Below are 21,249 nucleotides of genomic sequence, written 5' to 3' on the forward strand. Positions count from 1 at the left end.
CTGGGCCCATGACTCGTCGGACCGTCGCGTGGCTCGTGGGGGCGCTCGTGCTCGTGCTCGGGGGCGCGGCTGCCGCCGGCGCGCTGGCCTCGCGCCCGCAGGACCGCGAGGTCGGAGGCGCGGTGATCGTGACGCCCGCGCCCACGACCCCCGCCCCGACGACCACCGGCGACCCGTCACCGTCCACCTCGCCGGACGACGACGATGACGACGACGATGACGACGACGACCGTGTGACGCCCGCCCCGCCGTCGAGCGACGACGACGACCACGACGACGGGTCGGGCGACGACGGCGGGTCCGACGACGACGGGGACGACCGCAGCGGCTCCGACCAGGGCGACGGATGAGCACCGGGACGCGCCGCGCCGGCCTGACCGTCCGCACCCGCATGCTCGCGGCGTTCCTCGGCCTCTCTGCCCTGGCGCTGCTGCTCGCGGGCGGCGCCGCCTGGTTCCTCCAGCGCGGGCAGATCGACGCGCGCATCGACGAGAGCCTCACCCGGAGTGCCAACGAGCTCGAGACGCTCGCGGCCTCGGGCGTCAACCCGGTCACCGGCGAGCCGTTCACGTCCGCCGAGGACGTCGTCGTCGCCTCGATCCAGCTCACGGTGCCCGCGCACAACGAGGGCATCCTCGGGCTCCGCGAGGGTCGCACGCCGCTCGTCTCGCAGCAGGACGTGCGGCTGCGGCTCGAGGACGACCCGGAGCTCGTCGCCGCGCTCGCGCCGCTCGTCGCGGGAGACGACGTCGTGCTGCGCTCCCCGCGGACCGCGACGGCCGACTATCGCGCCCTCGTCGCCCCCGTCCAGGCGATCGGCGGGGTGGGGACGTCGCCCGGCCAGGCGCCCGCGGCGCTCGTGCTCGCCTACGACCGCTCGGCCGAGCACGCCGAGTTCGCGCAGGTCTTCCGGACCTACGCCGTCGTCGCGCTCGGCGCGCTCGTGCTCATCGGCGTCGTGGGCTGGGTCGTCGCGGGGCGCCTGCTCGAGCCGATCCGGACGCTCTCGCGGACCGCGCAGCGCATCGGCGAGACGGACCTGTCCGCCCGCATCCCCGTGACCGGCAACGACGACCTCTCGGACCTGTCACGCACCGTGAACGGCATGCTCGACCGGCTCGAGGGGTCGTTCGAGTCGCAGCGGCGCCTCATCGACGACGTCGGGCACGAGCTGCGCACTCCGCTCACCGTGGTGCGTGGGCACCTCGAGCTCATGGACCCGCGCGACGCCGCCGACGCGGCCGAGACGCGCGACCTCGCGCTCGACGAGCTCGACCGCATGAACCGCCTCGTGGACGACCTCGTGACGCTCGCGACCGCCGGCCGGCCCGACTTCGTCCGCCCCGGCGACACCGACCTCGGTCGCCTCCTCGACGACGTGCACGACAAGGTCCGCACGCTCGGCGACCGCCGTTGGCTCGTCGACGCGCGCGCCGACGTCGCGCTCCTCGCGGACGGTCAGCGCCTCACCCAGGCGCTCCTCCAGCTCGCGGCGAACGCGGTGAAGTTCTCGGCGCCCGGCTCGGTCGTCGCGCTCGGCTCGGCGGTGTCCGACGACGGCGCGCGCGTGCGCGTGTGGGTCCGCGACGAGGGCGTCGGGATCGCGCCCGAGCAGCAGGAGCGGATCTTCGAGCGCTTCGCCCAGGCCACCACGCCCGGCGCGACCCACCCGGAGGGCGCGGGGCTGGGGCTCGCGATCGTCGCGGCGATCGCCGAGGGGCACGGTGGCCGGGTGCTCGTCGCGTCGACGCCGGGCGTCGGGTCGACGTTCACGCTCGACCTCCCGCTCGTCCCGGCCGCGGGCCCGTCCTCCCAGGGGCGTGCGGACGCCGTCGGCCCGCACGCTCCCGCGCTCGACGGGCGGCACGTGCAGGCACCGGGTGCGCTCGCTGCGCCGACCGTGCCGAGCGCGCCGTCGGCCGCCACCCCCTCCCTGCCCCCGTCGGCCTCCGGGCCCGCGCCGGGCGCGCCGCACGCCGTCGGGCCGGACGACCAGCACCCACCCGCGCACCCCGCCCCCGACGGAAGGACCACCCGGTGAGCCAGATCCTCGTCGCGGAGGACGAGACCCGCATCGCGTCGTTCGTGGCGAAGGGCCTGCGCTCCGCGGGCTACGCCAGCACGACCGTCGGGACGGGGCGGGAGGCGTTCGACCTCGCCAGCACCGGCGACTTCGCGCTGCTCGTGCTCGACCTGGGTCTGCCCGACCAGGACGGGTTCACCGTCCTGCGCCGCCTGCGGGAGACGGGCAACCCGATCCCCGTCATCATCCTCACCGCGCGCACGTCGGTCACGGACACCGTCGCCGGGCTCGAGGGCGGCGCGGACGACTACATGGCCAAGCCGTTCCGGTTCGAGGAGCTGCTCGCGCGCATCCGGCTGCGCCTGCGTACCGAACCCGCGGGCGAGGTCACGGTGCTCACGCACGGCGCCCTGAGCCTCGACCTGCGCACGCGCCGCGCACGCACCGCCGACCGCGAGGTCGACCTCTCCGCGCGCGAGTTCGCCCTCGCCGAGGCCTTCCTGCGCAACCCGGGCCAGGTGCTCAGCCGCGAGCAGCTCCTGTCGCGCGTGTGGGGGTACGACTTCGACCCCGGCTCGAACGTCGTCGACGTGTACGTGCGCTACCTGCGCAACAAGCTGGGGGCCGAGCACTTCGTCACCGTGCGCGGCATGGGCTATCGCCTGGCTGACGCCACCCGCTGACGCGCCGAACCCGGGCCTGCAGGTCGCGAGGTGGCTCCTCGTGACCCGCAGACCCGGGTTCGGGCGTTCGCGCGGTCCGGTCGATCCGTCGGGCGCCGAGGTCAGTCGGCCGACTGCGGCGACGGCGGCGTGACCGGGCTGGGCGGGGTGTTCGGCGTCTGCGGCGTGTTCGCCGTGTTCGCCGTCGGCGGGGTGTTCGGCGTGTTCGGGGTCTGGCTCGTCACGGCCGAGCCGGACGTGTTCGCCGAGCCCGCGGTGTTCGGGGAGGCGGAGGTGTTCGCCGTGACCGTCGTGATCGACGTCCCGTTCTGCACGTCGGTCGGGCTGGGCGTCGCGGACGTCGCGGGGGCATCGGTCGGCGAGCTGGTCGGCGTGCTCGACGTGCTGACCTGGACCGACGGCGAGACGGTCGCCGGCTGCGGGGCGTCGAACGCGCCCTGGGCGGTGGCCACCGTGGCCCCGAGACCGACCGCGCCGAGCGCCCCGGTGACGATCCATGCGCTGCGTGCCTTCATGATCCTTCTCCTTCGTCCGATGGTGCGCACGACCCCTCGGCCGCGCATGCCCCGAGCCTCTCGGTCACGCGTGAGATGCCGAGGAGGCGCCGATGAGAGTGCTCTCAGGAACGGGGGCGAGATCGTCGACGAGCGTCCCGGGGGTCGCGTCCAGCAGCCCCTCCGCGACCCGCAGCCACGCGTCCGCGAGGTCGCGCGACACCGCGCCCGTCGTGAGGGACAGCACGACGCCTGCCGCGCGCGCCCGCAGCGCCGCGGGGTCGACGCGCTCGTCGAACACGGCCAGGCAGCGGTCGACCAGCGCCCCCACGCCGCCGTACGTCGCGGGGGCGAGCGTCGGGAGCACGGCGAGGTGCGCGACGAGGCACGCGAGGTCGTCCACGCGGTGCCCCGGGCCGAGCGTGTCGACGTCGAGCAGGGCGCCGACGCGGGCTCGTCCCCGCGAGGCCGGGTCGCCGGGTGCCGGCGGGACGTCGAGGCGGACGTTCGCCTCGTAGAAGTCGCCGTGGGTCGCGACGACCGGCCCGGGGTCGTGCGACGCGACGGCCGTCCGGACCCCGCGCGCGACGCGGTCCACCCGGTCGGCGTCGAGCCCGTGCACCGCGAGCGCCGACGCCGCGTAGTGCTCGACGCGCTCTGCCCATGCCGGGCGGCGGCGCAGGGTCGTCGCGCGCGCCGGGAGGGCGTCGAGCGCGCGGAGGAGCTCGCGCGGGTCGATCGCGCCGGGCTGGTCGTCCGGGCCGAGCGCCGCGAGGTGCTGCGCGAGCGACGGGCCGCGCGCCTCCTCGAGGACGACCACGCCGTCGTCGTCCCACGCGAGGCAGCGCGGGGCGCTCACGGTGGTGGACCGGAAGAGGTCGTGCCGACGGACGAGCGCGCGCGCCCGGTCCGGCCGGACCACCTTGACGTAGACCGTGCGCGAGGACGTCCGCGCGCGCAGCACCGCGCGCCGCAGGGGGCGGTAGGCGACCATCGTCACCGACTCGACGGCCTCGCCTGGCACGAGCGCACCCGAGACCGCGAGCCGGCGCGTGAGCTCGCCCGCGTCGCACGCCGCCGCGAGGCCGGGCAGCATCGGGTCGGCGGGGTGCCGCCACACGTGCACGACGCGCGGCCCGTCCGCGAGGCGGACCACGCCGGGTCCGGCCGCGTCCGGGGAGAGGGGCGCCGTCGTCGCGAGCAGGTACTCGGCGGCGTCGACCGTGGCGGCCGCCGAGTCCGGGCGTGCAGCGAGCGCCCGGCGCGCGACGACGTCGTACCCGACGGTGACCTCCGCGCCGGGACGTGCGTGCACCTGGTGGACGCGCCACGTGTCGAGGCTCGCGCCGTCGGCGCCGAGCGCCACGGCCAGCAGCTCCCCCGCCTCGGGGGCGGTGAGCAGGTCGAGCCAGGCGCGCTGGTCGGGCGCGGGAGGGGCGAGCGTCATGAGCCCAGCGCACCGTAGGCGCGTGGGTCGGCCGTGAGACGTGCATGAGAGACCTCTCATGCGCGGCGCCGGACGGCGCGGCGCCCGGCGGTCTTGACCGACCCGGGTCGCCGTGGGAATGTACTGATGTGTTGATACAAAATTCGCCCGAGGAGCCGCAGGGCGTCGACCTCTTCCTCCCGGCGGGCTACGACCTGCTGTGGAGCGCTGCCGTGCTGGCCGTGCTCGTGGGGCTCGGCGTCGCCGTCGTGCTGGTCGTCCGGGCGGCGACGCGCGCGCCCGAGCCCTCGCTCCACGGGCTCGCCCAGGAGGACCCCGTGCGCCGCGCCGCCCGGCGGCACGCGACGACCGTGAGCGCTGCCGCGGTGGTGGCGGCGCTCCTCGTCGGCGTGGTCGTCGCCCAGGCCGCCGCGAGCGCCGTCGACGGTCTCGCCGAGGGCGTGCTCGTGGGGCTCTCCCCCGCGGTCGTCGGGCTCACGTTCCTCGGCGCGCACGCCGTCGGCGAGCGGACCTGGCCGCGCCAGCGGACCGCGGTCCGCGCGGCCACGCTGCGGCCGCGGACCGTCGACGACGTCGCACCCCGGGGTCTGCGTCGCCTCGCCTGGTCGCTCGGGGTGCTCGTCGTGCTGCTCGCGGTGGTCGGCGCGCTCACGGCGGGCGACGACGGCCGGTCGGTGACGCGCGTCGCGGGCGCCTCGACCTCGACCGCGAGCCCCTACCCCGGCGCGTTCTACGGCGTGTGGCTCGCGCTCGCGGCCGTGCTGGTGGTCGCGGGTGCCGAGGGCGTGCTGCGCCTCGTCGCGCGCCGCCCGGCGGTCGCGCAGGTCGACGAGGCGTGGGACGTCGCCCTGCGCCGCGCCTCTGCGCACCGCGTCCTGCGGGGCGCGCAGCTCGCGCTCGGGCTGACGGCTGCGGGGATGCTCGGCGTCGGCGCGAACGCCGCGGCGCGGGCGGGCTACCCGGGGGCGGTCGTCCTGGTGGTCGTCGCGGTCTGTCTGGCGCTGGCGGCGATCGCGGTCGTCGTGCGGCCCGCCCCGGACCCTGACGCCTGGGCGGACGAGCACGCGGGCGCGCCGACCGCGGCGGGACGCGGCCATGCCGCCGGCTGAGCTACGTGTCGAGATCGACCTGGGGTCGGGTCTCGCGCCGTACGAGCAGATCCGGCGCCAGGTCGTCGCGCACGTCGCCGCGGGGCGCCTCCGCGTCGGAGACCGGCTCCCGACGATCCGCGCCCTCGCCACCGACCTCGGGCTCGCGCCCGGGACCGTGGCCCGCGCGTACCGCGAGCTCGAGGCGGCCGGCGTCGTCACGACGCGGCGCCGTGCCGGGACCGTCGTGTCCGACGGCGTCTCCCCCACCGACGTCGCCGCGCGCCACGCGGCGCACGAGCTGGTCCGCGCCGGCCGTGAGGCAGGGCTGTCCGACGACGAGATCCTCGACGTCGTGCGCGGGGCGCTGCTCGACGAGCCGCCGGGTACCGGTCCGGCCCCGCACTGAGGACCGCGTCCGCGCGACCGGGGCTCGCAGCCGGCGCCCGGGTCGTGACCGTGCTGGCGCCCCGGTGCGCACCGCTCCGTGGGGGCGGAGCGTCCTGACCGACGACGAGGTGACGAGGGGGTGCGGTCGTGTCACGACCGGGTCACGATCCGTCGACAGGCGCCGACCCGGGCCCTCCGCGGCCAGGTCGGGGCGCATGATGGTCTCCGCGGCGGAGGCCGCGGAGGTGCGAAGGGGGAACAGGTGAAGGACGCGGCTACGGGGACCGGTGCGCGGACTCGCGCGACGACGGGGACGTACGCGACCGGAGCGACGAGCGCGAGCGCGTCGGGCGGCACCGCGGCGGCCCGGCCGCCGGGTCAGGACGGGCACCGTCGCGGTGCGCGGGCAGCGGCGCGCGCCGCCGTGACCGTGCTGGTCGCGACGCTCGTGCTCGCGGGCTGCCACGCCGGGCTTCCCGACCTCGAGCCGGGCCGGACGCCGTCGGCCACCGCGGACGGACCCGCGACGACGGAGCCCGTGAGCCCGAGCCCCAGCCCCAGCCCGACGGAGACCGCTCCGGAGCCGGCCGAGACGCCGGAGCCCGAGCCGACCCCGGACCCGGCGCCGACCGAGGCGCCCGCGCCGAGCACGCCCCCGCCCGCGCCGGAGCCGACCCCCGAGCCGCCGCCCGCGCCCGTCGAGCTGGCACGCGGCGCGACCGGCGAGCGCGTCGTCGCGCTCCAGCAGCGCCTCGCCGACCTCGGCTACTTCATCGGCGCGCCCGACGGCGACTTCGGCGGCGGGACGCAGCAGGCCGTGTGGGCTCTCCAGAAGGCCGCGGGGCTCTCTCGCGACGGCGTCGTGGGCCCCGCGACGCAGGCTGCGCTCGACGAGGGCGTCACCCCGCAGCCGCGCAGCGGGTCGGGCAAGGTCATCGAGATCGACCTGGACCGCCAGCTCCTGCTCGCGGTCGAGGACGGCCGGGTCGTCACGGTGATCAACGCGTCGTCGGGCAACGGGGAGTCGTACGAGGCGAAGGGCCGCACCTACCGCGCCAGCACGCCGCGCGGCGATTTCCACGTGGGCCGGCAGGTCGACGGCAACCACTCGTCGAGCCTCGAGCTCGGCGACATGTGGCGTCCCAAGTTCTTCACGGGCGGCATCGCGGTGCACGGCTCGGGCTCGATCCCGCCGTGGCCCGCGTCCCACGGCTGCGTGCGCGTCGCGAACTCCGCGATGAACTGGCTCTGGGACTCCTGGCACGCCGACCCGGGCACGACGGTCCTCGTCTACTGACCCCACGGGTTGTGGGCATGGGATGGGCCCGGTTCCGAGGCTGGAACCGGGCCCATTCCATGCCCACAACCGGTGGGTCGTCAGAGGGAGACGCCGACGAGGACCGGCTCGGGGACGAGCTCGACACCGAACGCGTCGAGGACTCCGTCGCGGACCGCGCGCGCGAGCTCCACCAGGTCCTCCGCGCTCGCCCCGCCCCGGTTGGTGAGCGCCAGGGTGTGCTTGGTCGACAGCCGCGCAAGGCTTGAGGGGCCGTGGACACCGAAGCCCTTGGTGAAGCCCGCGTGCTCGATGAGCCATGCCGCGGACGTCTTGACGAGCGTCGGGTCGATCTCGCCCAGGCTCGGGCCGGTCGTGCGGGACGGCGTCGCGGAGCGCACCGGGTAGCGCGGGGCCTGCGCCGGGAGCAGGTCGGCCTGGTCGGCCGGGACGACGGGGTTCGTGAAGAACGACCCGGCGCTCCAGCGGTCGTGGTCCGGTCCCGTCTCCCCCGGCGCGGCGTCCCCCGTCGCCACGGGCGCGACGCCCGGGCCGACGCCGTCGAGCAGCATGCCCTTGCCGGCCCGGAGCGCGAGGACGGCGTCACGCACGTCCGCGCTCGGTGCCCGGTCACCGACCTGCACGCCGAGCGTCCGGGCGAGCTCCGGGTAGCCGACCGGGGCGGACAGCGAGCCGAGACGGGACTGGAAGCCGACGTCGAGCACGACGTAGCGCGGCGACGGGTACCACGGGCCGTCCGTCTCACCGCTCGGCTCGCCCGCTCCGGCGTGCATGCTGCGCTTGAGCAAAGACGTGCGGTACCCGAACGCGAGCTCGCCCAGCGCGAGCGTGCGCACGCGCGACCGCCGACGGTCCCAGACGCGCACGGTCGAGATCACGCCCGCGACCTCCTGCCCGTACGCGCCGATGTTCTGGACGGGCGCGGCTCCGACCGTGCCGGGGATGCCGGAGAGCGCCTCGACGCCCACCCACTCCTCCGCGACCGCGCGCGCCACGAGCTCGTCCCAGTCCTGCCCGGCCGGTGCGTGGAAGCTCGCGCCGCCGCACGAGTCCTCGGCGTCCACCGTGATCCCGCGCCGCAGGTCGCGCACGACGACGCCACCGAAGCCCTCGTCCCCGACGAGCAGGTTCGACCCGCCACCGATCACGAGCAGCGGCTCGCCGACCTCGTCCGCCGCGCGCACGGTGTCGACGAGCTCGGCCTCGCTGTGCGCCTCGACGTACCGGTCCGCGGGGCCGCCCACGCGCAGCGTCGTCAGCTCTGCCAGGGACGGCGCGCCGACGGCGTCCGGGCGCAGGCCCGGGGCGGTCCGGACGATCTCGGGCAGGTCACGGTCGACGGGGGCAGCGGGTTCGCACGTCACCGCCCCAGCGTAGTTCGCCCCAGCCCGGGCTCGCCGCCGCCGACGTTCGCGCGGTCGGACTCGGGCCCCGGGGTCGGGGCGCGGGGCGTCGGCGCGTGGGGCGGTGTCGTGCGGCGACCGCACGCGGCGAAGGGGAACGGGGCTGACGAAACCGACCCCGCGGGCAGTCGCACCTGGGTGCGCGTAGACCGAGGCGAGACGACGCCGGGCGGGGTGGGTGGTGGTGCCACCCCGGCCACCCAGGGCGACCACGCGCCGTCGAGCACAAGAACCACGGCTCTACCTCGCGCGACCAGGGCTCTACCTCGCGCGACCAGGGCTCTACCTCGCGCGGTGGGTGCGGGTCAGCGGTTGGGGGTCTCCTCCGAGCGCTGGGCGGCCTGCTGGCCTGCGGAGCCGGCCGCGGTCGGCAGGGGGCGGGTGGCGCCGACGACGAGCAGGCCGACGACGACCGGGACCGCGATCACCAGGAGCGCGGCGCGGTAGCCGACGTGCTCGGCGAGGAACCCGATGAGCGGCGGGCCCATGAAGAACGCGGAGTAGCCGATGGTCGCGACGACGCTCACGCGCACGGCGGCGCGTGCGGGGTCGTCGGAAGCCGCGCTCATCCCGACAGGGAACCCGAGCGCCGCACCCATGCCCCACGCGACCACACCGAGCAGCGCGAGCCAGATGCTCGGCGAGAGCGTGAAGAGGAGCAGGCCGACGAGCGCGAGCGCCGCACCGAGCCGCAGCACGGTGACGCGACCGTACCGGTCGAGCAGGCCCGTGCCGAGCAGGCGCATGCCGGTCATGGCCGTGAGGAACACGGCGAGGCCGACGGCGCCCATGGCATCGGACGTCTCGAAGCCGTCGACGACCGCGAGGCTCACCCAGTCGTTCGCGGCGCCCTCGGTGAGCGCGGCGGCGAGGACGACGAGCCCGATGAGGAGGGTGCGGGGCTCGGTCCACGCGCTGAGCGCGCCGCGCGCGTTCTCCGACGCGGTGAGGGGTGCGCCGCTGCCCGCCGCGGCGGCGGGGTCGGACCCGGCGGCGTCCTCGGCCGCGTCGACGACGTGCTCCACCTGCCCGGCCGGCAGGAAGAACCGCACGCACCACAGGACGCCGAGGAGGCTCAGCACGACGGCGGCCGTGAGGTGCACCTGGACCGGGACGTGCAGGGCGGCCATGAGCGCCCCGACGCCCGCGCCCGCCATGGTGCCGAACGAGAAGCCGGCATGGAAGCGGGGCATGATCGCCTTGCCGAGCCGCTGCTCGACGGCGGCGCCCTCGAGGTTCATGGCGGCGTCCCAGACGCCGGTGCCGATGCCGGCGAGGAAGAGCCCGACGCGCACGACGACGTCCTCCCCCGTCGCCACTCCGGTCACGGCGGTGACGAGGCCGACGACGTTCGTCACCGCGAACAGCGTGACGGCCTTCGAGGCGCCGAGCCGCTGGACGACCATGCCGGACAGCGGCAGCGCGAGCAGCGACCCGACGGCCATGAAGAGCAGCAGCAGTCCCATCTGCGCCTCGGTGAACCCGAGCGAGTCACGGACCGCGGGCAGCCGCGACGCCCAGGTCGCGAAGTTGAACCCGTTGAGGAAGAAGACCGCGAAGACGGCCCAGGTGGCGAGCGCGACGACGCGGCGGTCGGTGCGGGCGGTGGTCATGCGGAGGTCTCCTCGCGGCGGTGCGACGGGCGGGTTCGGGGACGGCGTGCGGAGGCACGGTGGGCGGTGGCGGACGTCCCGGTGCGGGTCGTCGCGCGGGGCCGGCGCGAGCGGCGGGGACGTCGCGCGTCGACGGCCTCGTCGGGGACGGCGCCGATCGAGCTGTCCTGGTCGGTACCGCCCGACCGGCCGGTGGCGTCCGCGACGACCGCCACGTCGGTCTCGGGACCATCCTCCACCCCGGGGGGCACGCCGTCGTCCGCACCCACCGGGGGACGCGGCGCCCGGGCGGCGAGCGCGGCCGGGGTCCGCAGGGGCGTGACCTGGCGCGCGAGGAGGACGCTGAGGACCATCGCGGCGACGATGAGCACGAGCGCGTGACGCGCGCCCATGGCCTCGGCGGCGAGGCCGAGCAGCGGCGGCGCGGCGAGCGACGCCATGGACGCGAACGCTGACACGACGGACACGCGGCTCGCGGCACGCAGCGGCTCGTCGGACGCGGCGGCGATGCCGACGGGCACCGCGAGCGCCGCGCCGAAGCCCCAGAGCACGACCCCGACGCCGGCGAGCTGGAGCGTCGGCGCGAACCCGAAGAGCAGCAGCCCGACGATCGACGCGACGCCCGAGGCGCGGAGCACGGTGACGCGCCCGAAGCGGTCGATGAGTCGGGTGCCCGCGAGGCGCATGACCGTCATGGCCGCGACGAACGTGCCGAACACGACGGCGCCGACGGCCTCGGTCTGCGCGAACCCGTCGACGACGGCGAGCGAGAGCCAGTCGTTGGCCGACCCCTCGGACAGCGCGGCGGAGAGGATGACGAGGCCGATGAGCAGCGTGCGCGGCTCGCGCCACGCCGAGAGCGCCGCCCCGAGCCGGGCGCCGCGGCGCGCGAGACGGGCGCGGAGCCCGGCCGTCTCGACGTCGACGACCGCGTCGCCGAGCGCCTCGACCGGGGCCGGAGCCGCGGCGGGCGCCTCGGACGTCGCGGGAGCCCGCGACGGGAGCGTGTCGTGGACCGTCGCGGGGATCGCGGCGAGGCGCCAGACGGTCGCGACGGCGCCGGTCGCGACGAACTGGACGAGGACCGGCACCTGCGCGTGGGCGCACGCGGCACCGACGAGCGAGCCGACGACGGCACCGATCGAGAACGCCGCGTGGAACTGGGGCAGGATCGTGCGCCCGACCCGCCGCTCGATGCCCGCGCTCTCGACGTTCATCGGGACGTTGCCGAGCGAGAACGCCATCCCGTTGACGAAGATGCCCGCCGCGAGCAGGGGGACGGAGCCCGTCGCGGGGCCGAGGCCGAGCAGGACGAACGCGACGCCGAACAGGACCGCGGAGACGCCGAACGCGACCCGGCCGCCGAATCGCGTGACGAAGGGGCCGGCGGCGGTGACGGTGAGGAGCGCGCCGACGGCTCCGGCGAGGAGCACGACGCCGAGGTCCGCGGGGGTGAGGCCGAGCGCGTCGCGCACCGAGGGGATGCGCGCGAGCCAGCTCGACATCATGACGCCGTTGAGCGCGAACACGCCGAGGAGGACCCAGCGTGCCCGGGCCAGGGCGCGAGGGTCGGACAGGAGGTCGGACGGCGACTGCGCAGCACCTCCTCGAATCGATTCGATCCGACGGACGAGAGTGCGCTTCGAATCGATTCGAGGCATGGTCACCAGTGTGCGGGTACGCTGGCCGCGCGTCAATCGAGAATCCCGCGCGCGCGGGAGGCAGGGAGCGTGATGAGCGACACCCCCGGGAACCGGGAGCCCGCGGCCGGGCCGTCGGCCCACCGCCCCACGCTCGCGAAGGTCGCCGAGCGAGCCGGAGTCTCCGTCTCGACGGCGTCGCTCGCCTTCTCCGGCGCGGGCCCGATCACCCCGGAGACGCGGGCGCGCGTGCTCGACGCCGCGAAGGAGCTCGGGTACACCGGCCCCAACCCGCTCGGCCGGCAGCTCCGGTCGGGCCGGTCGGGCGTCGTCGGCGTGGTCGTCGGCGACCAGCTCCGCCGCGCCTTCCGCGACCCCGTCGCCGTCCAGGTGCTCGACGGGCTCGTCTCGACGCTCGGCGAGAACGGCCTCGGCGTCCTCCTCATCCCCGGCATCCCGTCCGACGACCCGGCCCGCGCCGTCGACCCGCTCGTCGAGAGCGCAGCCATGGACGTCGCCGTCCTCGTGTGGGGCGTCGGGTCCGACGACGCGACGCTCGCCGCGCTCCAGCGCCGCGGCGTGCCGGTGGTCATCGGGGAGGGACGCGCGGTCGAGGGCACCCCGCTGGTCGCCATCCGCGACCGGGTCGGGACGGCCGACGCCGTGCGCCACCTCGTCGACCTCGGCCACACGCGCGTCGCGGAGGTCTCGCTGCCCCTCGACAGCTCCGACCGCAGCGGGCCGATCGACGCACGGCGGCTCGCCCAGGTGGACCGCACGCCGACGGCCAACCGGCTCGCGGGCGTGCGCGACGTCGTCGAACCCGTCGCGAGCTGGGAGACCGAGGCGTCGCTCGTCGAGCACGGCCGCTCCGCCACGCTCGCCCTGCTGGGCAGCACCGCCGCGGACGGGACGACTCAGGCCGCCGACCCCGCGACGCGCCCGACCGCCGTGATCGCCCACTCCGACCTGCTCGCCGCGGGTGCGCTGCTCGCCGCGCGCGAGCTCGGCCTGCGCGTGCCCGACGACGTCTCGGTCGCCGGGTTCGACGGGCTGGACCTGCCGTGGCTCGCCCCGGACGTCCTCACGAGCGTCCACCAGCCGCTCGCCCGCAAGGGCTCCGAGCTGGGCCTCGCCGTGATCCGGCAGCTCGCGGGCGACGCCCCGACGACGGTCGAGCTCGACGTCGAGCTGGTGGTGGGGACGACGACGGGCCCCGCCCCCACCGCCTGACACCGGCCGCTCGGACAGGGTCAGCCGAGCCGGCCCGGCTGGAGCGGGTTCGCCCGCGCGGCCGCCAGGAGATACCAGGACGTCGCCCCGACGTGCTGCACCTGGAAGTACCCGAACCCGAACCCCGAGTCGAGCAGGCTCGACGCGGCGACGACGCCACCGCGGTCCGGCAGGGCGGCGCCGCCGATCGTCTGACCGGCCCCGACGCCCTCCTGCGCGCCCTGCACCTCCCGCAGCAGGCCCTCGGCGCGGACCCGGTCGTCGTCCCGCTCGCAGCCGCGGCGCCCCCGCCGCCGGTCGTCGCGGTTCCCGCGCCCTCGTGCCCCGCGGTCCGCGAGCGCCGACGCGAGCTGCGCCGTCCCCTCGAGCCACACCCCCTGCTGGTGCACCGGCAGCCCGTTGTACGACGCGGTCGACGTCAGGCTCGCGCTCGAGAACGTCACGCCCTCGACCACCGTGCCCGCGGGGAGCTGCGACACCCCCTCGCCCGCGACGTCGCGCGCGGCCAGCGCGTCGTCCGCCCAGTCGAGCGCGCGGGCGTAGCGCCGCTCGCGCAGCGCCAGCCACCCCCACGTCTGCGGGTCGAGCGGGAGCGGGTCCCGGTTGATCTCGGTGCCGTCGTTCGTGCCGGTGTACAGGTAGCTGCCGTCGGGCTCCCACATGCGGTCGACGAACGCGCGCGCGTGCTCGGCGGCACGGCTCCAGCGGCGGTCACGGGTCACGGACCCGAGCTGGCGGAAGAACGCGACGCAGTCGACGTTGTGCTCGGTCGAGCCGTTGGGGATCGGGGTGTTCGCGCCGTCCACGCCGAACGAGAACCCGCCGAGGGGAGCCTGCGACCACGTGTTCGCGACGATCCACTCGCCGATCCGCCGGGCGGCGTCCAGGTAGCGGCGCTCGCGCGTCACCGCGTGCAGGTGCAGCAGCGCGATGCCCGGCCAGGCCATGTCTCCCACCGCCGTCCCGAGGAAGCCGAACTGCCACCCGACGTTCGCCGTGCCGTCCGGCAGCACGAGCCCGTGCTCCTGCGGCGTGCCGTCGTAGAAGGTGTACGGCCCGACGTTGTACGCCTGGCGCAGCCGGCCGTCGTCGTGGGCGGGGTCGTTCTCGAGGGCGAACACGAGCCCGTCGCCGAGCGCCCGCGCGCGGTCGAGGTAGCGCCGGCCGGCGGTGAGCGTCGCGAGGATCGCGAGGGCGTTGTCGTAGACGAACGCGGTGGAGAACAGGCCGAGCTGGTCGGCGTACGACTGGGCGAGCCGCGGGCCGGGGTTGACGTCGGGGTAGGCGTCGGTCGCCGCGGCGAGGAAGCCGTGGGCGCGCTGGACCGACGCCGCGCGGCCCCGCGCCGGGCCACCGGCCGTCCGCCCGACGGCGCCCGTCGCCGCGGGCAGGGCCACGCCCGGACGTGCTGCGGCCGGGGTCGCCGTGAGCCCGGCGAGCGCGAGCGCCCCGCCGAGCGCGAGGACGGTGCGTCGGTCGAGCCCCCGCGGGGGCACGGGCGCAGGGCTGTGGTCGCGAGGGTCGTGGGGTGCGGGTCGTCCACCGTGCTGGGTCATGAGCGTCTCCTTCGACGTCGTGAGGTGCGCGACCCACGGTAGTGGGAGCGTTCCCATGGCGAAAGAGGGCGGGCCGTGGCGAACGATGTCGAATCGTGCGCGCCGCTCGCCCGTTCGAGACTCAACCTTCCGGGGCCCGAGCGCGTGTGACAGTCATGACCGTGAACGCGATCGCCCTCTCGGCCGACGACGAACCCGACGAGAGCCCACCACCCGACACCCTCCTCCCCGTGGTGCGGGTGGTCACGTCGCAGGAGCAGGAGTTCAGCGACTTCATGGCGAGCGCCGCCCCCCGGCTCGCGCGCACCGCGTGGCTGCTGTGCGGCGACGAGCACCTGGCCGACGAGCTCGTCCAGCAGGCCCTGACCCGCACGTACCTGCACTGGCGCACGGCACGCGAGCGCGACCCGTACGCCTACGCCCGCCGCACGCTCGCGAACCTCCGGGTCGACACGTGGCGGCGACGACGCCGCGAGGTGCTCGTCGCCCCGCCCGACCTCCCCGAGACAGCGAGCGACGCCCGGGCCGACCAGCACGCCGAGCGGGACCTCCTCGTCCGCGCACTGGCGGCGCTCACGGCCCGTCAGCGCCGGATCGTCGTGCTGCGCCACCTCGTCGGGCTGAGCGAGAAGGAGGTCGCCGACGACCTCGGCGTCTCCGTCGGCACCGTGAAGTCCACGGCGTCCCGGGGTCTGGCGCAGCTCCGCGCGGTCCTCGGCGCGGCCGAACCCGTCGACGCACAGGGCGGCACGCCGGGGCTCGCCCGCGCGCCGCGCCACTCCTCCACCGACCGGACCGACAGGAGGCAGCCATGACCGGCACCCTTCCGACCGACGACGAGACGTTCGTCCGCGCGCTGCGCGCGCGGGTCGACACGCTCGCCCCCCGCATCGACGTCGACACCGACCGCGTGCTCCCGACGGCCCGTCGCGAGCGACGACGGCGCCGCACCGTCGTCTCGGGCCTGTGCGCGCTCGCGGTCGTCGCCGGCGGGGTGGGTGCGGCGTCCTACTGGGCGGAGCCCACTCCCACCCACCCGTCGCAGATCGCCCCGGCGAGCGGCGGCGACGCCGCGGCCCCGGGCACCGACGGGAGGCCGCAGGGCAACGGCCCGGCCGACGGGCCGTACTGGCGCGTCCGGACCCTGACGACGAGCACGGAGACGACCAGCGACGGACGGACCGAGGAGCGCTCGCAGGGCATCACGTACTGGACCGCGCGCGACCCCGAGGGCGACTCGTACCGAGCCTTCGAGGGGGACGAGTCCGTGGAGCCCGCGCCCGGCTCGACGTTCGGGTCGCTCGTCGTCGACGGCGAGTTCGTCCGGCTCGGCTGGGACGCGCTCGCCGCGCTCCCGACGGACCCCGCGGCGCTCGACGCGCTCCTGCGCGACAGCATCGAGGCGGAGGTCGGGTCGGTGAACGAGGACGCACTCGCCCAGAAGACGTGGAACCTCCTGCAGAACGGGCCCACGTCGCCCGCCGTGCGCGACGGGCTCTGGGCGACGCTGACCGGGCTGAGTGCCAGCACCCCGCTCGGCACCGTCCAGGACACGCAGGGTCGCGCCGGGGAGGGCCTCGAGTGGGTCGGCGAGGACCAGAGCAACCGGATCGTGCGCCTCGTCTACGACACCGCCGAGCACCGGCTCCTCGAGCTCACCTTCGACGTCGACCTCGGCACGTCCGGCTCCGAGCCCACCGCCGACGCCCCGACCACCGGGTCGGGCGACGAGGGTGCCGCTGCGCTCCAGCACGTCGTGGACCGCACCACGTACCTCGACGAGGGGGAGGTCGACGGGCCGCCCCCCGAGAGCGGCGGCCCCGACTGCTGGAAGACCTGCTGAGTCCCCGCGGGACGACGAGGGCGCCGCACCCGGCCGGGTGCGGCGCCCTCGTGGCGTCAGGAGCGCGTGGTCGCCCAGGGCGACCACGCTCAGAGGCGGACGACCGCCTGGGTCTTGCCGAGCACGCGCGCGCCCTCGAACGTGACCGTGAGGTCGATGCGGACCGTGCCGGCGTCGGCGTCGACCACGCCGACGGTCCCGGTGACCTCGAGCGTCGCGACGCCGGGGTTCGGCACGGGCACGGGGCGCGTGAAGCGCGTCTGGTAGTCGACGACGGCGCCGGGGTCGCCGGCCCAGTCCTCGATCAACGCGACGGCGGCGCCCATGGTGAACATGCCGTGCGCGATGACGCCCGGCAGGCCGACCTCGGCCGCGAAGGCGTCGTTCCAGTGGATCGGGTTGAAGTCGCCGCTCGCGCCGGCGTAGCGGACGAGGCGTGCGCGGTCGACCTCGACCGTGCGCGTCCCGATCACGTCGCCGACGGAGAGGTCCGCGAGGACGGGGCGGGTGACGTCGGTGCTCATGCGCCCTCCCCGCGGACGGCGAGGGTGGAGGTGACGGTCGAGACCGGCTCGGTGCCTCCGTCGGGCAGGACCGCGGCGATCTCGCAGCGCGTGGTGACCATCGCGAGGCCGGCCCGCTCGACGATCGAGTCCACGTGCAGCACGGTCACGAGCTCGTCGCCCGCGACGATCGGCCGGTGGTGCGTGAAGCGCTCGTCGGCGTGGACGACGCGCGAGAAGTCGATGCCCGCCTCGGGGTCCTCGATGAGCTGCCCCTCCGCGCGCTGGGCGACGACGACCGCGAAGGTCGGAGGTGCGACGAGGTCCGGATAGCCCGCACCCCGCGCAGCCACGAGGTCGTGGTGCACGGGGTGGGTGGCGCCGACGGCGCCGGAGAACTCCCGCAGCTTCTCGCGTCCCACCGAGTACGGCGCGTTGGCGGGGTACTCGCGGCCGACGTAGGCCAGGTTGACGCTCACTGCGGTGCGCGGGCGCGGAGCCGGAGGCTCAGCGGGTCTCGCGGTGCGCGGTGTGCTTGCCGCAGCGCGGGCAGAACTTCGCGAGCTCCAGGCGGTCCGGGTCGTTGCGACGGTTCTTCTTCGTGATGTAGTTGCGCTCCTTGCAGTCCACGCAGGCCAGCGTGATCTTGGGGCGAACGTCAGCGCTCTTGCTTGCCACGGTTGTGAGCCACCTCTCGCGCCTCCGGAGGGCGCATGTGCTGTGCAGGTCGCACGACGCCGGCCGCCGTACGAGGTTGTCGAAAGTGGTAGCGGAGGCGGGGATCGAACCCGCGACCTCACGATTATGAGTCGTGCGCTCTAACCATCTGAGCTACCCCGCCGCGTGACTGAACGCGAGGCCGTCTCGCCAGTATTCCAGCAAGACGACCCCGCGTCACCACAGAGCCCCGAAAGGGAATCGAACCCTTGACCTTCTCCTTACCATGGAGACGCTCTGCCGACTGAGCTATCGGGGCAGCGCGGAAAACTCTACACGGAACACGGCGTCGAACGAAATCGGCGCCGTTCCGCCGTTCCTGAGCCCTTCGGCACCGCCCACGCCGGGTCGCGCACCGCCCGACGGCACGGGCCGCGCCGTGCGCCGGGAGACCTCGTGACGAGCGCCGGGCGCCGGGCTCCGGGCTCCGGGCTCCGGGCTCCGGGCTCCGGGGCAGACGACGACGGGGCGCCACCCGCAGGTGACGCCCCGTCGCTCCGGTGGCAGGTGAGGGATTCGAACCCCCGAAGGCTGAGCCGTCTGATTTACAGTCAGATCCCTTTGGCCGCTCGGGCAACCTGCCGTGTGGAGTTGTCGCTCGCCGGACGGACTGCACGGGGTGCAGCCCCTGCCGTGCGGGCGAGCCAACGATACAACCCCGCCGGACCAGGTGCGAAATCCAGGTCCCGACGACCGTCCGCGCGTCCCTCCGTACAGTGGTCCGGTGACCCACCCCTCCCCCGCGCCGGACCACCTCCCCGGCACCGGGAACCCCGGCCCCGCGCCCACCGACGCACCGTCCTCGCCCGCCCCGGCTGCGCCGTCGGGCAGCCCGCGCGGCGCACCCGCCCCGACCGACCGCTGGGGGCTGCTGCTCGGTGCCGGAGCGTTCTTCCTGTGGGGCGCGATGCCCCTCTACTTCCCGCTCCTGGAACCGGCGGCGCCGCTCGAGATCATCGCGCACCGCGTCGTGTGGAGCCTGCTCTTCTGCCTCGTGCTCCTCGCCGCGACGCGCCAGCTCGGCGGGTTCGTCACCGCGCTGCGCACCCCGCGCACGCTCGGCGTCCTCGCCGTGGCGGCCGTCCTCATCGTCACCAACTGGACCGTGTACGTGTACGGCGTGCTCAGCGGTCACGTGCTCGACGCCGCGCTCGGGTACTTCATCAACCCCCTCGTCACGGTCCTGCTCGCCGTGGCCGTGCTGCGCGAGCGGCTGCGCCCCGCGCAGTGGGCGGCCGTCGGGATCGGCGCCGCCGCCGTCGTCGTCATCAGCACGGGCTCGGGCGGCCTGCCGTGGATCGCGCTCGTCCTCGCGGCGTCGTTCGGCCTGTACGGCCTCGTGAAGAACCGCGTCGGGCGCACGGTCGAGGCGCTCCCCGGCCTCGCCGTGGAGACCGCCGTGCTCACGCCGCTGGCCCTCGCGTACCTGGTGTGGCTCGCCGCCACGGGAGTCGGCACGTTCGGCGCCGAGGGCGTCGGCCACGCGCTCCTGCTGGCGTCCGCCGGGATCGTCACGGCCCTGCCGCTGCTCCTGTTCAGCGCCGCCGCGCGGCGCCTCCCGCTGAGCGTCGTCGGCCTGCTCCAGTACCTCGGCCCCGCGCTCCAGTTCCTCTTCGGCCTCCTCGTCTTCCACGAGCCCATGTCGCCGACCCGCTGGGCCGGCTTCGGGCTCGTCTGGCTCGCGCTCGTCGTGCTCTCGGTCGACGGGCTGCGCGCGGCCCGCGCGACGCGCCTCGCGAGCCGTCCCTGAGCCCGCTCGACTACGGTGGGACCCAGCACCCCTTCCCGGCCCAGAGAGGACCTACCCATGGCCGACTCCTCGTTCGACATCGTCAGCAAGGTCGACCGCCAGGAGGTCGACAACGCGCTCAACCAGGCGGCCAAGGAGGTCGCGCAGCGCTACGACTTCCGCAACGTCGGCGCCTCGATCGCGTGGAGCGGCGAGAGCATCCTCATGGTCGCGAACTCGGCCGAGCGCGTGCTCGCCATCCTCGACGTCCTCGAGACCAAGCTCGTCAAGCGCGGCATCTCGCTGAAGTCGCTCGACACGGGTGACAAGGAGCCCAAGGCGTCGGGCAAGGAGTACCGCCTCGCGGCCACCCTCAAGGAGGGCCTGTCGAGCGAGAACGCGAAGAAGATCACCAAGATCATCCGTGACGAGGCGCCCAAGGCCGTCAAGACGCAGATCACGGGCGACGAGGTCCGGGTGACGAGCAAGTCGCGCGACGACCTCCAGACCGTCATCGCGCTGCTCAAGAGCGCCGACCTCGACGTCGCGCTGCAGTTCACCAACTACCGGTAACCCCCGCCGTGGCCCTGCCCGACGGCGGCCCGCGCCCGGTCGCGCCGGGCCGTCCTGCCGCGTCGTCGAGCGCGCTCCCGCGCGTCGTCGCGACCGACCTCGACGGCACGCTCCTGCGGTCCGACGGGACCGTCTCGGAGCGCACGCGCGCCGCGCTGCGAGCCGCCGAGGACACCGGGGTCGAGGTGGTGTTCGTCACCGCGCGACCGCCGCGCTGGCTCGACCAGCTCGCGGACGTGGTGGGCGGCCACGGGCACGTGATCTGCCTCGGCGGCGCGGCCGTGTGGGACCTGGCCACCGCGAGCGCGCTCGACGTGTGCGGCTTCACCGCGGACCAGGCCTCGGCGCTGGTCGCCGACCTGCGTGCCGCGGTGCCGGGCGTCGCGCTCGCGTTCGAGCGCGTCGACGGGCCGACGTTCGACCCGGGCTTCCGCTCCACCCCGGACGACGACGCCGACGTCGTCGCCGTGGTCGAGTCGACGCTCGGTCACGGCGCCGTGCCGGACGACGCGGCGCGACAGCCGGTCGGCAAGATCCTCGCGCGGGACCCCGGGGCGCCGGTCGAGGACGCCCCAGCGACGCAGCCCGTCGTCGTCGCGGACGGGCAGACGACGGCGCAGGAGTCGTTCTTCGCACGCGTGCGCGACGCCGTCGGCGACCGGGCCCACCTCGCCTACTCCGGCGCGGCGGGGCTCGCCGAGCTGCTCGCCCCCACGGTCACCAAGGACGCCGCGCTCGCGCGCTGGTGCGCGCGCCTCGGCGTCGAACCGCGCGACGTCTGGGCGTTCGGCGACATGCCCAACGACCTGCCCATGCTGCGCTGGGCGGGGCGCTCGTTCGCCGTCGCGAACGCGCACCCCGACGTGCTCGCGGCGGCGACCGACCGCACGGCCTCGAACGACGACGACGGCGTCGCACGGGTGCTGCTCGACGCCGTCGAGTCCCTGCACCGGGAGCCCGGGAGGACGTCGACGCGCGGCTGAGCGCGGCCACCGCGCCCCAGCCCCTACACCTCCC

Annotated in this window: 21 protein-coding genes and 3 tRNA genes; 12 read left to right on the forward strand and 12 right to left on the reverse strand. The window is 75.6% G+C overall.

The window, feature by feature from the left end; genetic code table 11:
• Window positions 1-8 precede the first annotated feature (8 nt).
• From AC6CH9_RS08050 to AC6CH9_RS08060, 3 genes are read left to right on the forward strand one after another with little or no spacing between them, the layout of a single operon-like run.
• Window positions 9-350, forward strand: coding sequence for a hypothetical protein (locus AC6CH9_RS08050; RefSeq protein WP_498154398.1), 342 nt, complete (start codon window positions 9-11; stop codon window positions 348-350).
• Window positions 347-2,041, forward strand: a complete 1,695-nt coding sequence (locus AC6CH9_RS08055; protein ID WP_498154399.1) for a sensor histidine kinase — start codon at window positions 347-349, stop codon at window positions 2,039-2,041. The genes AC6CH9_RS08050 and AC6CH9_RS08055 overlap by 4 nt, the downstream gene beginning before the upstream one ends.
• Window positions 2,038-2,706 (forward strand): response regulator transcription factor, encoded by a 669-nt coding sequence (locus tag AC6CH9_RS08060; protein WP_498154400.1) that lies wholly within the window; start codon window positions 2,038-2,040, stop codon window positions 2,704-2,706. The genes AC6CH9_RS08055 and AC6CH9_RS08060 overlap by 4 nt, the downstream gene beginning before the upstream one ends.
• A gap of 101 nt (window positions 2,707-2,807) precedes the next feature.
• On the opposite strand, the gene AC6CH9_RS08065 is transcribed toward AC6CH9_RS08060, so the two are convergent.
• Together AC6CH9_RS08065 and AC6CH9_RS08070 are read right to left on the reverse strand one after the other, a co-directional pair.
• A complete protein-coding gene (locus AC6CH9_RS08065; RefSeq protein ID WP_498154401.1) occupies window positions 2,808-3,221 on the reverse strand; it encodes a hypothetical protein in 414 nt (137 codons plus the stop codon).
• A 64-nt stretch (window positions 3,222-3,285) separates the two neighbouring features.
• Window positions 3,286-4,647 (reverse strand): phosphotransferase family protein, encoded by a 1,362-nt coding sequence (locus AC6CH9_RS08070; RefSeq protein WP_498154402.1) that lies wholly within the window; start codon window positions 4,645-4,647, stop codon window positions 3,286-3,288.
• A 131-nt stretch (window positions 4,648-4,778) separates the two neighbouring features.
• On the opposite strand from AC6CH9_RS08070, the gene AC6CH9_RS08075 reads away from it, so the two are divergent.
• The 3 genes from AC6CH9_RS08075 (at window position 4,779) to AC6CH9_RS08085 (ending at window position 7,422) form a co-directional block, all read left to right on the forward strand.
• Window positions 4,779-5,756, forward strand: coding sequence for a hypothetical protein (locus AC6CH9_RS08075; protein WP_498154403.1), 978 nt, complete (start codon window positions 4,779-4,781; stop codon window positions 5,754-5,756).
• Entirely contained in the window at window positions 5,743-6,144 is a 402-nt protein-coding gene (locus tag AC6CH9_RS08080; protein ID WP_498154404.1) for a GntR family transcriptional regulator, read from the forward strand. The genes AC6CH9_RS08075 and AC6CH9_RS08080 overlap by 14 nt, the downstream gene beginning before the upstream one ends.
• Window positions 6,145-6,387: 243 nt before the next feature.
• Window positions 6,388-7,422: a L,D-transpeptidase family protein gene (locus AC6CH9_RS08085; RefSeq protein WP_498154405.1), complete on the forward strand. Its 1,035-nt coding sequence runs from the start codon at window positions 6,388-6,390 to the stop codon at window positions 7,420-7,422.
• A gap of 80 nt (window positions 7,423-7,502) precedes the next feature.
• On the opposite strand, the gene AC6CH9_RS08090 is transcribed toward AC6CH9_RS08085, so the two are convergent.
• From AC6CH9_RS08090 to AC6CH9_RS08100, 3 genes are all read right to left on the reverse strand, one after another.
• Window positions 7,503-8,750, reverse strand: coding sequence for a UDP-N-acetylmuramate dehydrogenase (locus AC6CH9_RS08090; protein ID WP_498154440.1), 1,248 nt, complete (start codon window positions 8,748-8,750; stop codon window positions 7,503-7,505).
• 380 nt (window positions 8,751-9,130) lie between these two features.
• Complete coding sequence (locus AC6CH9_RS08095) at window positions 9,131-10,438, reverse strand: MFS transporter (RefSeq protein WP_498154406.1); 1,308 nt, start codon at window positions 10,436-10,438, stop codon at window positions 9,131-9,133.
• Window positions 10,435-12,099, reverse strand: coding sequence for an MFS transporter (locus AC6CH9_RS08100; RefSeq protein ID WP_498154407.1), 1,665 nt, complete (start codon window positions 12,097-12,099; stop codon window positions 10,435-10,437). The genes AC6CH9_RS08095 and AC6CH9_RS08100 overlap by 4 nt, the downstream gene beginning before the upstream one ends.
• 72 nt (window positions 12,100-12,171) lie before the next feature.
• Between AC6CH9_RS08100 and AC6CH9_RS08105 the strand changes: the two genes are divergently transcribed.
• Window positions 12,172-13,311, forward strand: coding sequence for a LacI family DNA-binding transcriptional regulator (locus tag AC6CH9_RS08105; protein WP_498154408.1), 1,140 nt, complete (start codon window positions 12,172-12,174; stop codon window positions 13,309-13,311).
• 20 nt (window positions 13,312-13,331) lie between these two features.
• Here the strand turns inward: AC6CH9_RS08105 and AC6CH9_RS08110 are convergent, their stop codons facing one another.
• Window positions 13,332-14,867 carry a Tat pathway signal sequence domain protein gene (locus AC6CH9_RS08110; protein WP_498154409.1) on the reverse strand — a complete coding sequence of 512 codons (1,536 nt, stop codon included), beginning with the start codon at window positions 14,865-14,867 and terminating at the stop codon, window positions 13,332-13,334.
• Window positions 14,868-15,028: 161 nt separating this feature from the next.
• On the opposite strand from AC6CH9_RS08110, the gene AC6CH9_RS08115 reads away from it, so the two are divergent.
• Both AC6CH9_RS08115 and AC6CH9_RS08120 read left to right on the forward strand, forming a co-directional pair.
• On the forward strand, window positions 15,029-15,682 hold the full coding sequence (locus AC6CH9_RS08115) for a SigE family RNA polymerase sigma factor (protein WP_498154410.1): 654 nt from the start codon (window positions 15,029-15,031) through the stop codon (window positions 15,680-15,682).
• Entirely contained in the window at window positions 15,679-16,710 is a 1,032-nt protein-coding gene (locus AC6CH9_RS08120) for a hypothetical protein (RefSeq protein WP_498154411.1), read from the forward strand. Before AC6CH9_RS08115 ends, AC6CH9_RS08120 begins: the two co-directional genes overlap by 4 nt.
• Window positions 16,711-16,799: 89 nt before the next feature.
• On the opposite strand, the gene AC6CH9_RS08125 is transcribed toward AC6CH9_RS08120, so the two are convergent.
• The 6 genes from AC6CH9_RS08125 to AC6CH9_RS08150 all read right to left on the reverse strand — a co-directional run bounded on the left by AC6CH9_RS08125 (window position 16,800) and on the right by AC6CH9_RS08150 (window position 18,513).
• On the reverse strand, window positions 16,800-17,234 hold the full coding sequence (locus AC6CH9_RS08125) for a MaoC family dehydratase (protein ID WP_498154412.1): 435 nt from the start codon (window positions 17,232-17,234) through the stop codon (window positions 16,800-16,802).
• Window positions 17,231-17,692 (reverse strand): FAS1-like dehydratase domain-containing protein, encoded by a 462-nt coding sequence (locus tag AC6CH9_RS08130; protein ID WP_389279029.1) that lies wholly within the window; start codon window positions 17,690-17,692, stop codon window positions 17,231-17,233. The genes AC6CH9_RS08125 and AC6CH9_RS08130 overlap by 4 nt, the downstream gene beginning before the upstream one ends.
• Before the next feature lie 28 nt (window positions 17,693-17,720).
• Window positions 17,721-17,891: a 50S ribosomal protein L33 gene (gene rpmG, locus AC6CH9_RS08135; protein ID WP_021482899.1), complete on the reverse strand. Its 171-nt coding sequence runs from the start codon at window positions 17,889-17,891 to the stop codon at window positions 17,721-17,723.
• An 86-nt stretch (window positions 17,892-17,977) separates the two neighbouring features.
• A tRNA-Met gene (locus AC6CH9_RS08140) sits at window positions 17,978-18,054 on the reverse strand.
• A 62-nt stretch (window positions 18,055-18,116) separates the two neighbouring features.
• Window positions 18,117-18,189 (reverse strand) — tRNA-Thr (locus tag AC6CH9_RS08145).
• Between the two features lie 242 nt (window positions 18,190-18,431).
• Window positions 18,432-18,513: transfer RNA gene (locus AC6CH9_RS08150), tRNA-Tyr, on the reverse strand.
• Window positions 18,514-18,654: 141 nt separating this feature from the next.
• Here AC6CH9_RS08150 and rarD point away from each other — a divergent pair.
• From rarD to AC6CH9_RS08165, 3 genes are read left to right on the forward strand one after another with little or no spacing between them, the layout of a single operon-like run.
• Window positions 18,655-19,680: an EamA family transporter RarD gene (gene rarD, locus AC6CH9_RS08155; protein WP_498154413.1), complete on the forward strand. Its 1,026-nt coding sequence runs from the start codon at window positions 18,655-18,657 to the stop codon at window positions 19,678-19,680.
• Between the two features lie 57 nt (window positions 19,681-19,737).
• Window positions 19,738-20,232, forward strand: coding sequence for a YajQ family cyclic di-GMP-binding protein (locus AC6CH9_RS08160; protein WP_064317053.1), 495 nt, complete (start codon window positions 19,738-19,740; stop codon window positions 20,230-20,232).
• 14 nt (window positions 20,233-20,246) lie between these two features.
• Window positions 20,247-21,215: an HAD family hydrolase gene (locus AC6CH9_RS08165; RefSeq protein WP_498154441.1), complete on the forward strand. Its 969-nt coding sequence runs from the start codon at window positions 20,247-20,249 to the stop codon at window positions 21,213-21,215.
• The last annotated feature ends 34 nt before the right edge of the window (window positions 21,216-21,249 follow it).

Source organism: Cellulosimicrobium sp. GQ32, assembly GCF_059758455.1.